The following is a 12,931-nucleotide window of genomic DNA, read 5'->3' on the forward strand; positions in this document are numbered from 1 at the left end:
CAATGGATCCATATGCACTGAAAACACTGAACACCGAACGCCGTGCCCGCCGCGCGGCGATCCTTGTCACCGATCTAGGCGACGGCCGCGACAGGATCGTGCGCGAGGGCGATCAGGTCGCCGGCGATCTTGGCGCCGCGATCGCCAGGGCGTTCCGCACAGGCAACTCCGGTTCGGTCGAAGCAGAGGGGCGGACTTTCTTTCTCAACGCGCATCTGCCGCAGCCGCGTCTGGTCGTGATTGGCGCTGTCCATATCAGCCAGGCGCTGGCGCCGATGGCCAGGATCGCCGGCTATCCCGTCGAGATCATCGACCCCCGCACTGCTTTCGCCACGCCGGACCGCTTTCCCGATGTGGCGCTTCATGCCGAATGGCCGGAGGATGTGCTGAAGCGTCAGCCGCTCGACAGCTACACCGCACTTGCCGCCGTCACCCATGATCCGAAGGTCGACGATTTCGCCCTGAAGGCCGCGCTCGACGCCAACTGTTTCTATGTCGGGGCGCTCGGTAGCAGGAAGACGCATGCCAAGCGGGTCGAACGCCTGCTGGCGCTGGGCGCGAGCGCCGATCAGATCGCCCGTATCCATGCGCCGATCGGGCTCGACATCGGTGCTGCCAGCCCGGGAGAGATCGCCGTTGCGGTGTTGGCCCAGGCGATCCACGCCTTCCGCTCGCGCGGTTTCGATGCCTCCGCATCGGCTCCAAAATCGAAATCGATTTTGGAAAAGCACGATGCGTAGATTCAAAGTAGTAGAGCGTCCTTTGCGCGTCCAAAAGGACGCGCGGCGCTCTACGGGCGCTGCGGCGTGAAATTCGGCCCGATCCCGATCGAGACCGCGGAAGGCGCGGTGCTGGCGCACTCCACCACCGCTGGTGAACGCCGCTTCCGCAAGGCGCACAGGCTGAGCGCCGAAGATGTGGCGCTGCTGCGGGCTGCCGGCGTTTCCGAGGTCGTTGCGGCTGTGCTGGCTGAGGACGACCTCGGCGAGGATGCGGCCGCGCAAACGATTGCCGAGAGCATGGCCTTTCGGGGCATCGAGGCCAGGCCTGCCGCGACCGGGCGGGTCAACCTCCATGCCAAGGCGCCGGGCATCTTCACGGTCGATGCCGCTGCCATCGACGCCATCAATGCCATCGATCCCGCCATCACCATCGCCACGCTGGCGCAGCATGCGCCGGTCGAGAAAGGCCAGATGGTCGCGACGGTGAAGATCATTCCCTTCGCGGTCAGTTCAGCGCTGGTCGACGCCGCGACAAAAATTTGCGCCGGCGGTGAGATCTTTGCCGTCAACGCCTACCAGCCGGTGCGTGTCGGCGTCATCCAGACGGTTCTGCCGGGCATCAAGCCTTCCGTGCTGGACAAGACGCTGCGAGTCACCGAAGCGCGGCTGGCGCGCACGGGCGGCAGGCTGACTGCGGAGCGCCGCACGCCGCATGAGATCGCACCAGTGGCGGAGGCCGCAGTCTCCCTGGCGCGCGACAACGACATGGTGGTGATCTTCGGCGCTTCGGCGATGAGCGATTTTGCCGATGTCATTCCCGCGGCGATCGAGAGGGCGGGTGGTATAGTCATCCGCGCGGGCATGCCGGTCGATCCCGGCAATCTGCTGGTGCTGGGCACGCTCGGCGGGAAGCACGTCATCGGTGCGCCCGGCTGTGCCCGCAGCCCCAAGGAGAATGGTTTCGACTGGGTGCTGGACCGGTTGATCGCCGGTATCGACGTGACCGCCAGAGATATTGCCGGCATGGGGGTCGGCGGGCTGTTGATGGAGATCCCGACACGGCCGCAGCCGCGCGAACCGCTGCCGGCCAAATCTCAGCTCAAGGTCGGCATCGTGCTGCTGGCGGCCGGCCGGTCGAGCCGCATGGGCGGGCCGAACAAGCTGCTGGCGCTGTTCGACGGCAAGCCGCTGGTGCGCCGCACCGCTGAGCGGGCGCTTGGCTCGAAGGCGTCCGGCACTGTCGTCGTCACCGGCCACCAGCGCGATCGGGTGCGCTCGGCACTGGCGGGTCTCGACGTGACCTTCGCCGACAATTCCGATTTTACCGAGGGCCTGTCCACCTCGCTGAAGGCCGGCATCGCATATCTGCCCGAGGATTCCGCCGGCGTGATGATCGTTCTCGGTGACATGCCTGATATCACGTCCGACGACCTCGACAGATTGATCGATGCTTTCCGCAAGGCCGGCGGCAATGCGGTGGTCCGCGCCTCGCATGACGGCAAGCGCGGCAACCCTGTGCTTTTGCCGCGCTCGCTGTTTCCGGCGATCGCCCATCTCGAAGGCGACACCGGCGCGCGCCATCTGGTCGAGACCGAAGGGCTCGATGTCATCGATGTCGAGATCGGCGCGGCGGCGTCAGTCGATGTCGACACACGCGAGGCACTCGAAGGCGCCGGCGGCGTGCTGCAGGATTGACAAACCCAAGCCTAAAAACGCATGCCAGAGGGATGACTTCATCTTCCATGTTGGCGCTTTTACCCCCCTCTGGCCTGCCGGCCATCTCCCCCTCAAGGGGGGAGATTGGCAGCTTTGACGGCAGCTCACGTCCTGAAACCTTGGAGATTGGTGAAAGCAGAAGGCGCATCCAATCTCCCCCCTTGAGGGGGAGATGGCCGGCAGGCCAGAGGGGGGCGTGCCGCGCTTTCCTCACGGCAATGCTTTTCTTGTTTTCTTCAGCTGCCCACGCTGCCGCTCTCGAACTAAAACCCTTCAAGGACGATCTCTTCGCCTATCCGGCCACGCTGTCGTCCGACACCAGCGGCGCCTACACGGTCATCGACTACCGCGAGATGCGCGATATCAACCAGCGTGACCAGGTGCCTGAGCGCCGGGTGAACGCCCAATACACCGACACCGGCGTCCGCAAGATGCAGCAGGATCTGTTGCTGAAAACCGATGCTGGCGATGTCAGGCATGTCGCCGTCGGCAAGACCGAGGGCGCCGGCATCATCGTGCTTTATCTGCACGGGCAGGGCGGCAGCCGCAAGCAGGGTGTCGACGACTTCACCTTCGGCGGCAATTTCAACCGGCTCAAGAACCTGATGGCCGGCAATGGCGGCCTCTACCTCAGCCCGGATTTTGCCGATTTCGGCGACAAGGGAGCAGCGCAGGTGGCAGCGCTGATCGGTCACTATGCCGAACAGTCGCCAGGCGCGGAGATCTTCGTCGCCTGTGGCTCGATGGGCGGCGCGCTATGCTGGAAGCTGGCCGCGCGCAAGGATACGGGCGGACGCATCAATGGCCTGCTGCTGCTCGGTTCGCTGTGGGATGAGAGCTTTTTCACCAGCCCGGCCTTCAAGCGCCGCGTGCCGGTCTTCTTCGGCCAGGGCAGCCACGACGTGGTCTACCCCGTGGCAAAGCAGGAGGCGTTCTTTCGCTCGATCCTGACCAAATCGAAGACTTACCCGACCCATTTCATCCGTTTCGAGACCGGCACCCATGGCACCCCGATCCGCATGACAGACTGGCGCGGCACGCTCAACTGGATGCTGTCGAAGGCGCCCTGACCGGCATCGCGGAAAGCCCTTCCAGGCTCAGGGCGCGGTGTTGTAGTCGACGACAGTCTGCGGGTTTTGCTCGCCGTCATAGGACGCATCGACGTCGTACTGGACCAGCGAGAAATTGCCGTTGCGGAAAAGATACGTCCCCGCGTCGGACGCATCGCCGATGCCGCGCCACTTGTTGAACGTGGTGATCGTCTGGGTGACCTCGTCATAGTCGGAATTGACCGCCCAGCCGGACGTCTGGAAACCGACGATGGTCATGCCCAGCAATTTGCCGTTGCTGTCATTGTTCTCGTAGCGGATGTCCATCTTGGGTTCGGCGAATTGCAATTGCTGCACGCCCGATATCTCGTCGGTCATGTAGTAGACCGAGCTTTCATTGTAGGCGGCGGCCGAGCAGGAAAAATGGAACAGTCGCGTCTCCTTGTCGGGATCGCCGGGCTGCGCATCCTTGTCCTTGTGTTTGATCGAAAAAACGGTCGGCTCATTGGCGAGGAACTGCTTGTCGCACTGGTCGCCATAGGTTGCCAGAAACGCTTTCTTGGCCTGTTCCAGTGCGGTGTCTTTCTTTGGCGGTGGCGGGCCATCGCCGCAGCTTGGCGGCAGCGCCTCTTCGAAATCGGCGGTGGAGGGTTTCAGCGCGCCTTTTTCGATATGGATTGGATCGAAGGGCGGCGCTGCCTGGATCTGGGCATTCACCTGGCGCAGCGTGTAGCAGCCGGCAAAGACCTTTTCGCCGCCGCTCTTGTCGGTGGCGCGGATGGCGACGGGGACGTTGTAGAAAATGCTGCCCGCCGCACCTTCGTCTGAAACAGCACCAGTCTCGACCTCGACCTTGTCGGTGCCGTCGAAGCCCTTGACGAAACTGTCAAAGTCATTTGCCGGCTTGGTATCGCCAAAATACCCCCAGGCGCGGGCGAATTCGTGCCGGCTGATGGCGCTGTACAGCGAACGGACAACCGCATCGGCGCTCGACCGATCGTCGATATAGGGCGCTTCGGGGGCATCGTCGGCAGCCAATACCGTCTGGCCGATCGGTGCCAGGGAGAGAAAGGCAGTCGCTGCGAAAAGGGCGCGTCTCATCGGGAACCTCCGCTCGATAGAGGATTCTACGATGGCGATTGCGGCAACGTGGTGACGCAGGCTCGACGGACTTGAAGAATCGCGCGCGAAGGCGCTACGTCGCGTCCGCCGGCGTTCGGCCGGGCAGGAGATTTGACGTGACGATATCGATGTATGAGGCGTCCGTGCCGGTGTTTTCGGCCAGACTGAAAGCGCTTTCCAATGTGCTGGCGACCGCCGAACAGAATGCGCTTGACCGCAAGATAGACCCGCAGGTTTTTCTGACGGCGCGGCTGGCGCCAGACATGTTTGCCTTGACCAGGCAGGTGCAGATCGCCACCGATCATGCCAAGGGCGCGCCGTCACGGCTCGCCGGCCGCGAAGTGCCGAAATACGAGGACAATGAGGCGAGTTTTGCCGATATCCAGGCTCGCATCACGAAGACGCTCGACCTTCTCGCGACATTTTCGGCTGCCGAATTCGACGGCTCCGACGACAAGATCATCGAGCTGAAGCTTGGCGGACGGGAAAGTTCGATGCCCGGCCTGCAGTATCTGCTGCATGTGGCCATGCCCAACTTCTATTTCCATCTCACCACGGCTTACGACATCCTTCGCCACAACGGTGTGCCGTTGGGCAAGGCGACGTTTCTGGGGTCGCGCTAAGGAGTTGAGTTTTTTGGAGGTGTCCCGGAGCGATCCGGGACATCCTGAACACCGGATACAGCTAGCGAACGGACATTTCGCGGGCGATGCGGGGGAAGTCGGCCGGCTTGATCCCGATGTCGGCGCGGTCGGCATTGCTCATCGAATGAAGCAGCGCGAGCGCCGAGCGGTATCTCAGATATTCCTGCGGCCGAGGCCGGGCGAACATTTCAGTGAAGAAACCCATGATTCAAGCCCCAAATTGGTCCTCCACGCCAGCCAATATAGGTGAATCGTGACAATTGTGCAGTGCAGCATTTGCATACCTGCCATGTCTTGGCGAATTTTTGCCTTGGCGAATCTTTCGCCATTTTCTGCAACCCGGTGAAACTTTTGGCCGACGCGCACCGTAGCCTCGAATGCTGGCTACATGGCCGGTTTTTCCTCGCCACTCCTGGCGAATTCCGGACTGCGTGAAAATGCAGTCCGGCTTTTGTTTTTGGGATTGCGGTGGGTCAAGCGGTAGACGAGGCGAAGGCTAAATTCGTTAAGATCGGTGCCATGCATTTTTAACGAGCCGGTTCTATGCTTTGATACCCGAATGGTCGGGCGAGGGGGAGGCTGACATCGCTACTGGCGCCAAGCGGGATTTCGCTTCGTTGCTCGACGACCTCTTCATCGCCCCCGACAAGAATGGCGAGGGCGAAGAGGCCGGCGCTCGTCCATCCATCCCGTTCGACTATCTTTCGGTGGCCGATGAACTCCATTCCGGCCGCATCAAGGTTTCCGCTGCCGAATATCGCGAGGCGGGCGCGGATCTGGCGACGGAATTCGCCGCCTTGCTCGATCATGCCAAGCTGGCTCTCGCCGGCGAAGAGCCAAAGCCCGAGGAAAAGCTGCCGCCGATCGATCCCGAAGCCATCGCCATGGAACTCGGCCTCAATCAGCCCAAGCAGGTCGCCGATTTCGGTCGCATGCGCCGCAGCTTTGCCTTTGCCAACCATCCCGACCGTGTCGCCCCGCATCTGCGCCAGCGCGCCATGATCCGCATGCAAGTGGCCAACATGCTGATCGACGAGGCCAAGCGCCGTGCATTGGCAGGTGCTCGCCGCTAACCCGGCTGGTTCACGCAAAAGTCGCTCTGGCGAGGCTTGGAGAGCGGCTCTGCTTTGCCTATAGATGCGGCTTCCTCCGCGCAGTCGCGCCAGCCTTCCTCCGGAGCCGAATTCCATGCACAAGCGTCGTCTCGGTCGGACCGATCTTCTTGTTACCCAGATCTGCCTGGGCTCCATGACCTGGGGCCAGCAGAACACCGAGGCCGAAGGCCACGCCCAGATGGACCTGGCGTTCTCGCGCGGCGTCAATTTCATCGATACCGCCGAGCTCTACCCGATCCCGCCCAAGGCGGAGACGCAAGGGTGGACCGAAAAGATCATCGGCAGCTGGATGAAAGCCAAGGGCAACCGCGACAAGGTAATCCTTGCCTCGAAGGTCGTCGGCCGCACGGCCAACAGCTGGTTTCGCGGCGACAGGCCGTCGCAACTGGTGCGCGCCGATATCTTTGACGCCATCGACAAGTCGCTGGCCAAGCTCGGCACCGACTATATCGACCTCTATCAGATCCACTGGCCGGAGCGGGATATCCCCTGGGGCGCCAACCCGACGCGCGTCGGCGCCGTGTCGCCGCGCGCCGATTCCGTCGGCGCACCGGCCGACGAAACGCCGGTCGCCGAGACGCTTGCCGTGTTCGACGAACTGGTGAAGGCAGGAAAGATACGCCATTTCGGCCTGTCGAACGAGAGTTCCTGGGGCGTGATGCGGTTCCTTGCCGAAGCCGACAAGGACATCGGCCCGCGCGTCGCGTCGATCCAGAACGCCTACAATCTCGTCAACCGCACCTTCGAGGTGAACCTCGCCGAGGTCTGCGAGCGCGAGCAAGTGTCGCTGCTGCCCTATTCGCCGCTGGCACAGGGATACCTGACTGGCAAATACGACCATGGCGCGCGGCCTCAGGGCTCGCGCACGCAGCTATTCAACCGCGGCCAGCGCTACGAGACGCCAGGTGCTGCCGAAGCACAACTTGAATACAATGAGCTGGCGCGCTCCTTTGACCTGGAGCCGGCACTGTTTGCCAATGCCTATGTCTCAAGCCGGCCGTTCGTAACCTCCAACATCGTCGGCGCAACGACGCTTTCGCAGCTCGACATGGCGCTGTCTTCCGTCGATGTCGTCTGGACCGAAGAAATGCAGAAGGCGGTGGATGCGATCCATCAGCGGGTCGGTAATCCCTGTCCTTGAACGGGGATTGGCCGCTGGCCGAATCCAATGATTACAATGGGAGAAGGGCAACAATGAATTTTCCGATCGAGCTGGTCCGCGAAAGATTTCCCGCTCTCTCCCTGACCGACAAGGGCCGTCGCCGCATCTATCTCGACAATCCGGCCGGCACGCAGGTGCCGCAAGTCGTCGCAGACGCCGTGTCGCGCTGTCTTTTGACCACCAACGCCAACCTTGGCGGCTATTTCGAAACGACGATTGCCGCGCAGGCCGTCGTCGATGAGGCGCATCGGGCAATGGCCGATTTCCTTGGTGCGGCGAGCCCGGAAGAAATCATCATCGGCGCCAACATGACGACGCTGACCTATCACATGTCGCGCACGCTCGGCCGCACGATGAAGCCCGGCGACGAGATCATCCTCACCCGCATGGACCATGAGGGCAATGTGTCGCCCTGGCTGCAGCTGGCCGAGGATCTCGGCCTCGTCGTGCGCTGGCTGCCGTTCGACGAAAAGAGCTGGCAGGTCGAAGAGGCGACGCTCGCCGGGTTGCTATCCGACAGGACCCGGCTGGTCGCGTTGAACTATGCCAGCAACCTGACTGGTTCCATCAACCGGGTGAAGGCGCTGAGCGCCATCGCCAGGAACGCCGGCGCGCTGGTCTATGTCGATGCCGTGCAGTTCGCCCCGCACGGCCTGATCGACGTTCAGGAGCTCGGCTGCGATTTCTTGATCTGTTCGGCCTACAAATTCTTCGGCCCGCATATGGGCATTTTGTGGGGCCAGCATGATGTCATCGATGATCTGAAACCCTACAAGTGCCGCTGTTCATCCAACGGCCTGCCGGAGCGGTTCGAGCTGGGCACGCCGCAGATCGAACTGATGGCCGGCCTCACGGCCGCGGTCGATTACTTCGCCGACCTTGGCGCGGCAGCGGGCGAGGGTGGATCGCGAAGGCAGAAGATCGCCAAGGCGTTCGCGGTGTCGATCGCCTATGAAAACCCGCTGGCGCAACAGCTGATCGACGGTCTGTCCGATATCGAGGGTCTGACCATCCACGGCATCACCGATCCGAAGCGGATTGGCGAGCGCGTGCCGACGGTGTCCTTCACCGTCGACGGCATCGTGCCGGAGACGATCGTACGGCAGATGAACGCCGAGAACATCTTCCTGTGGTCGGGGCACAACTATGCCTGGGAGATCGTCCATCAACTCGGCATCCCGGCCGAGTATGGCGCCGTGCGCATCGGCATCGCTCACTACAACACATCTGCCGAAATCGACGAGACGCTGGAGAGCGTGCACCGGGTCATCGCCATGCTCAGGCAGCAGCGCTCCTGACACTGGCTTGAGTACTCACCGCATCTTGCCGCCGAAGCCGGTGAGGAACGCGGTGAGATTGTCGCCGAGTTCGTCGCAGAGGTAGCCGCCCTCCTGGACGATGACCGTCGGCAGGTCGAGCTTTGCGATGGCCTCGCCGATGCGCGAGAAACCCGGCGTCGTCACCGAAAGTCCGCCGAACGGATCGCCCTCGAACGCGTCGAGGCCGAGTGCCACGACCAGCGCGTCCGGCGAAAAGGCACGGATGCGCTGGAACGCCACCTCGAGCGCCTCGAGAAACGCCGCGTCGGCGGATTTGCGCGGCAGCGGCAGGTTGAAATTGTAGCCGAGGCCTGGCCCTTCGCCGCGCTCGTCGGCATGGCCCCAGAAGAACGGGTAGAAACGCACGGGATCGGCGTGCAGCGAGACGGTCAGCACATCCGGTCGTGCATAGAAGATGCCTTGCGTGCCGTTGCCGTGATGCAGGTCGACATCGAGGATCGCCACACGTGCCGCCTGCTTACGCAGAGCCTGTGCGGCGACGGCCGAATTGTTGATGAAACAGAAGCCGCCGGCGACATCGGCAAAGGCGTGGTGACCGGGCGGGCGGCATAGCGCGTAGGCGGCCGGTACGCCTGACATCACCGCCTCGGCCGCATCGACCGCGCTCCAGACGCTCCACAGCGCGCTTTGCCAAGTCTCGCCCGAGATCGGGCAAGCAGTATCGGCCATGTGGTAGCCGGCCTGCCCGACTGCCGAGGCCGGGTAGGAGCCGTTGCGCGCGATCGGATGGATGTTGGGGATCACTTCGGCCGAAGCGCCCTCGATGCGCTGCCAGCGCGCGTAGATATGCTCGAGGAAATCCAGATATTCGGGCGTATGCACAGCCGCGACCGGGCCGAGCCCATGATCCCGAGACCGCTCGATCGTGCAACCGGCGGATAATGCGCCGGCTAACAATCTTTCGACGCGCTCCGGCTTTTCCGGATTGGGCTGCGCCGCACCGCTTGACAGAAAGGCCTTGGGGTCGTGACGCTTCTGTTCCTCGGCGTAGAAGGCTTTCATTCCTGCTCCTCATTCTCGGCCGTGTCGGCGAAGGCAAAGAAGGCATCGCCGATGATCTTCTGGGTCTGTTCGTAGCTCGACCAGGCGATGCCCAGCCTTTCATAAAAGGCCTTGGCGCCCTCATTGTCGGTGTCGACGGATAGCCTCAGATACACGCCGCCTTCTTTCCGGCACTGCGCCGCAACGTGCCGCAGCAGCCGCTCGCCGATCTTGCGGCCACGAAAACGATCCTCGACATAGAGGTCTTGCACATAGACGCCAGGCCGCCCCATCCAGGTCGAAAAGATCGGGAAATGCAGGCAGAGCCCGGCAAATTCGCCGCCGACTTCGGCGATCAGGGTGGAGAAGGATGGCTTTTCACCAAAGCCGTAAGTTCTGAGATCGTCCGGTGTCGAAATGATCTCCTCGGGCGCGCCGATATGGGTGCCGAGTTTCAGGATCGCCGCGTGGATCGTTTCGACGTCGTCGAGAGTGCCGAGTCGAAGGAGGATATTGGGCGGGGGGACAATCATCGGAGGTTCGGTGCCCAGGCACCCCCCTCTGTCCTGCCGGACGTCTCCCCCGCAAGGAGGGAGATTGGCAGTTTTGATACTACCGCCCATCCTGCAACGTTGGAAGTTAGCGAAAGCCGAAATGACATCCGATCTCCCCCCTTGCGGGGGAGATGTCCGGCAGGACAGAGGGGGGTGCGAAGGAACGCAATCATTTCAGATTGTCTCCCTTTCAAACGCCAGCATCTCAAAACGCCACCCGGTCGCCGCCCTTGAGCGCCAGCATGTCGCGCGCTTCGGTGGGGGTTGCAACCTCCAGCGACAGCCCATCGAGAATGCCACGGATGCGGCGCACCTGATCGGCATTGGATTTCGCCAGCTGGCGGCCGTCATAGAGACTGTCCTCCAGCCCGACGCGGACATTGCCGCCCATGGCCGCGGCGATCGAGATCAGCGGCATCTGCTGGCGGCCGGCGGCCAGCACCGAGAACTGGTAGCTGTCGCCGAACAATTTGTCGGCGATCCGCTTCATGTGGACGAGATTGTCCGGGTCAGCGCCGATGCCGCCCAGAATGCCCAGCACGAACTGGATGAACAATGGGCCAGACACCAGCCCCCGGTCGCGGAAATGCGCCAATGAGTAGAGATGGCCGACATCGTAGCATTCGAATTCGAAGCGCGTGCCGCAGCCCTTGCCCAGTCTTTCCAGCACCCCTTCCATGTCGGCGAAGGTGTTCTTGAAGATCGTGTCGCGGGTGGCTTCCAGCAGCTTCGGTTCCCACTCGTGCTGCCATTCCCTCGGCTTGTCGAGCATCGGGAACAGCGCGAAATTCATCGAACCCATGTTGAGCGAGCACATTTCGGGTTCGGCTCTGAGCGGTGCCGCCAGCCGCTGGTCCAGGGTCATCAGCGACGAGCCGCCGGTGGTGATGTTGATCACTGCATCGGTCGCCTGTTTGATGCGCGGCAGGAACTGCATGTAGACGTCCGGATCGGCGGTCGGGCGGCCGTCACTCGGATCGCGGGCGTGCAGATGCAGAATCGAGGCACCGGCTTCGGCCGCCGCGATCGCCTCCGCTGCGATCTGGTCCGGCGTCACCGGCAGATAGGGCGACATCGACGGCGTGTGCACCGAGCCGGTGACAGCGCAGGTGATGATGACTTTTCTAGGCGCCATCTTTGTCGCCTCAGCCTTCGACCGGTAGGTCGAGTTCGGAGGCCAGAACGTCCAGCGAGTCGCCGATGATGGAGACGATCTCGCCGACCTGCTCCCTGGTGACGATCATCGGCGGCGCGACCATGAAATTGTCGCCGTCGACGCCGCCCTTGACCCTGCGGCCATAGATGATCAACCCGCGTTCATAGGCGAGGTCGAGCAGCCGCTGCGTGGCCTTCTTGTTCTGGTCGATCGGCCTCAGCGTCTCGGGATCGGCAACCATCTGGGCGCCGGTGAGCAGGCCCTTGCCACGCATATCGGCGATGAACGGAAACCGCTTCGCCAGCCCCTTCAGCCCGTCCATCAGCACGTCGCCCATGGCGGCCGCATTGGCGATCAGGTCGAGCCGGTCCATTTCACCGAGCACAGCCAGCCCGGCGGCGCAGGCCAGCGGATTGCCAGCATAGGTGTGGCCGTGCTGGAAGCCGCCGGCGTCAAGCAGCGGCTGCACCAGCCGCATCGGGGCGGCGAGCGCGCCAAGCGGCGCATAGCCCGAACCCAGCCCCTTCGACAGCGCAACGATGTCGGGCTTGCAGTTCCAGTGGTCGCCGCCGAGGAATTTGCCGGTGCGGCCGGCGCCGCTCATCACTTCATCGTGGATGAGCAGGATGCCGTAGCGGTCGCAGATCTCGCGGATGCGCGGATAGTAGCTGTCGGGCGCCACCAGCGCTGCGGTCGCAGCGCCACCGATCGGTTCCATGATGAAGGCGACCACGCTCTCCGGCCCTTCGGCCAGGATCTTCTCCTCCAGCATGTCGGCATAGCGGATGCCGCGCTGTTCCATCGAAAGATTGTCGCGGTCGTGCCAGGCGTTCGGCGCCGGCACGGTCGGCATCACCCGCATCATCGGCTCGAAAGTTTCGGCCAGCGCATCGTCGCCGGTAATCGACAGCGAACCCAGCGTGCCGCCATGATAGGAGGGGAAGCGCGTGATCACCTTCCAGCGGCTGGCCTGGCCGGTGGCGACAGCCCATTGCCGCGCCAGCTTGATGCAGGATTCCGTCGCCTCCGAGCCGCCCGAGACGAAGAAGATACGGTCCATGCCTTCCGGCAGCTTGCCGGCCAGCTCACGTGCCAGTTCTTCGGCCGGCTCGTTCTCGAAATGCAGCCGATAGGCGAAGGTGGCGCGGTCCATCTGCCGCTTCATGGCATCCAGCACGTTGCGGTTGGAATGGCCGATATTGGCGACCATCGGGCCGCTCGAGCCGTCGATAAAGCGGCGGCCGTCCTGCGTCCACATATAGATGCCCTCGGCACGGTCGATCAGCGGCCGGCGCAGGCTGGACAGATAGAACAGATGCGAGTCTCGCCGGACTTCGGTTTCTTCAACGGCGGATTGGATTTTCGACATA

13 protein-coding genes are annotated in these 12,931 nt (G+C 62.9%); 7 read left to right on the top strand and 6 right to left on the bottom strand.

The features are described 5' to 3' along the window. Window positions 1–2: 2 nt before the first annotated feature. The 3 genes from EOA19_RS08420 (at window position 3) to EOA19_RS08435 (ending at window position 3,508) form a co-directional block, all read left to right on the top strand. Entirely contained in the window at window positions 3–740 is a 738-nt protein-coding gene (locus EOA19_RS08420; protein WP_128303294.1) for an XdhC family protein, read from the top strand. A 66-nt stretch (window positions 741–806) separates the two neighbouring features. Next, window positions 807–2,417: a molybdopterin-binding/glycosyltransferase family 2 protein gene (locus EOA19_RS08425; RefSeq protein WP_128303295.1), complete on the top strand. Its 1,611-nt coding sequence runs from the start codon at window positions 807–809 to the stop codon at window positions 2,415–2,417. Between the two features lie 239 nt (window positions 2,418–2,656). After that, a complete protein-coding gene (locus EOA19_RS08435; protein WP_128303296.1) occupies window positions 2,657–3,508 on the top strand; it encodes an alpha/beta hydrolase in 852 nt (283 codons plus the stop codon). A gap of 27 nt (window positions 3,509–3,535) precedes the next feature. Here EOA19_RS08435 and EOA19_RS08440 read toward each other — a convergent pair whose 3' ends face one another. Continuing rightward, window positions 3,536–4,588, bottom strand: a complete 1,053-nt coding sequence (locus EOA19_RS08440) for a DUF1176 domain-containing protein (protein WP_128303297.1) — start codon at window positions 4,586–4,588, stop codon at window positions 3,536–3,538. 137 nt (window positions 4,589–4,725) lie between these two features. On the opposite strand from EOA19_RS08440, the gene EOA19_RS08445 reads away from it, so the two are divergent. Beyond that, on the top strand, window positions 4,726–5,232 hold the full coding sequence (locus tag EOA19_RS08445; protein ID WP_128303298.1) for a DUF1993 family protein: 507 nt from the start codon (window positions 4,726–4,728) through the stop codon (window positions 5,230–5,232). 61 nt (window positions 5,233–5,293) lie between these two features. On the opposite strand, the gene EOA19_RS08450 is transcribed toward EOA19_RS08445, so the two are convergent. Beyond that, a complete protein-coding gene (locus EOA19_RS08450; RefSeq protein WP_128303299.1) occupies window positions 5,294–5,458 on the bottom strand; it encodes a hypothetical protein in 165 nt (54 codons plus the stop codon). A 412-nt stretch (window positions 5,459–5,870) separates the two neighbouring features. On the opposite strand from EOA19_RS08450, the gene EOA19_RS08455 reads away from it, so the two are divergent. The 3 genes from EOA19_RS08455 (at window position 5,871) to EOA19_RS08465 (ending at window position 8,828) form a co-directional block, all read left to right on the top strand. After that, the gene (locus EOA19_RS08455; protein ID WP_023810362.1) at window positions 5,871–6,326 is read left to right on the top strand and encodes a hypothetical protein; all 456 of its coding nucleotides are present in this window, start codon (window positions 5,871–5,873) and stop codon (window positions 6,324–6,326) included. A gap of 115 nt (window positions 6,327–6,441) precedes the next feature. Next, on the top strand, window positions 6,442–7,509 hold the full coding sequence (locus tag EOA19_RS08460) for an aldo/keto reductase (protein WP_128303300.1): 1,068 nt from the start codon (window positions 6,442–6,444) through the stop codon (window positions 7,507–7,509). 53 nt (window positions 7,510–7,562) lie between these two features. Then, window positions 7,563–8,828 (top strand): cysteine desulfurase-like protein, encoded by a 1,266-nt coding sequence (locus tag EOA19_RS08465; protein ID WP_128303301.1) that lies wholly within the window; start codon window positions 7,563–7,565, stop codon window positions 8,826–8,828. 15 nt (window positions 8,829–8,843) lie between these two features. Here EOA19_RS08465 and EOA19_RS08470 read toward each other — a convergent pair whose 3' ends face one another. The 4 genes from EOA19_RS08470 to EOA19_RS08490 all read right to left on the bottom strand — a co-directional run bounded on the left by EOA19_RS08470 (window position 8,844) and on the right by EOA19_RS08490 (window position 12,930). Continuing rightward, a complete protein-coding gene (locus tag EOA19_RS08470; protein WP_128303302.1) occupies window positions 8,844–9,872 on the bottom strand; it encodes a histone deacetylase family protein in 1,029 nt (342 codons plus the stop codon). Next, on the bottom strand, window positions 9,869–10,384 hold the full coding sequence (locus tag EOA19_RS08475; protein WP_031212950.1) for a GNAT family N-acetyltransferase: 516 nt from the start codon (window positions 10,382–10,384) through the stop codon (window positions 9,869–9,871). The genes EOA19_RS08470 and EOA19_RS08475 overlap by 4 nt, the downstream gene beginning before the upstream one ends. Window positions 10,385–10,610: 226 nt before the next feature. Next, window positions 10,611–11,540 carry a 3-keto-5-aminohexanoate cleavage protein gene (locus EOA19_RS08485; protein ID WP_128303303.1) on the bottom strand — a complete coding sequence of 310 codons (930 nt, stop codon included), beginning with the start codon at window positions 11,538–11,540 and terminating at the stop codon, window positions 10,611–10,613. Window positions 11,541–11,550: 10 nt separating this feature from the next. Beyond that, window positions 11,551–12,930, bottom strand: a complete 1,380-nt coding sequence (locus EOA19_RS08490; RefSeq protein ID WP_128303304.1) for an aspartate aminotransferase family protein — start codon at window positions 12,928–12,930, stop codon at window positions 11,551–11,553. Between the last annotated feature and the right edge of the window lies 1 nt (window position 12,931).

It is taken from the genome of Mesorhizobium sp. M7A.F.Ca.US.010.02.1.1, assembly GCF_004023085.1.
Classification (GTDB): Bacteria; Pseudomonadota; Alphaproteobacteria; order Rhizobiales; family Rhizobiaceae; genus Mesorhizobium.

Coding starts and splice junctions, on each gene's coding strand:
- EOA19_RS08420 (WP_128303294.1), top strand. CDS start 3: ATGGATCCATATGCACTGAAAACACTGAACACCGAACGCCGTGCCCGC.
- EOA19_RS08435 (WP_128303296.1), top strand. CDS start 2,657: ATGCTTTTCTTGTTTTCTTCAGCTGCCCACGCTGCCGCTCTCGAACTA.
- EOA19_RS08440 (WP_128303297.1), bottom strand. CDS start 4,588: ATGAGACGCGCCCTTTTCGCAGCGACTGCCTTTCTCTCCCTGGCACCG.
- EOA19_RS08450 (WP_128303299.1), bottom strand. CDS start 5,458: ATGGGTTTCTTCACTGAAATGTTCGCCCGGCCTCGGCCGCAGGAATAT.
- EOA19_RS08460 (WP_128303300.1), top strand. CDS start 6,442: ATGCACAAGCGTCGTCTCGGTCGGACCGATCTTCTTGTTACCCAGATC.
- EOA19_RS08465 (WP_128303301.1), top strand. CDS start 7,563: ATGAATTTTCCGATCGAGCTGGTCCGCGAAAGATTTCCCGCTCTCTCC.
- EOA19_RS08470 (WP_128303302.1), bottom strand. CDS start 9,872: ATGAAAGCCTTCTACGCCGAGGAACAGAAGCGTCACGACCCCAAGGCC.
- EOA19_RS08475 (WP_031212950.1), bottom strand. CDS start 10,384: ATGATTGTCCCCCCGCCCAATATCCTCCTTCGACTCGGCACTCTCGAC.
- EOA19_RS08485 (WP_128303303.1), bottom strand. CDS start 11,540: ATGGCGCCTAGAAAAGTCATCATCACCTGCGCTGTCACCGGCTCGGTG.
- EOA19_RS08490 (WP_128303304.1), bottom strand. CDS start 12,930: ATGTCGAAAATCCAATCCGCCGTTGAAGAAACCGAAGTCCGGCGAGAC.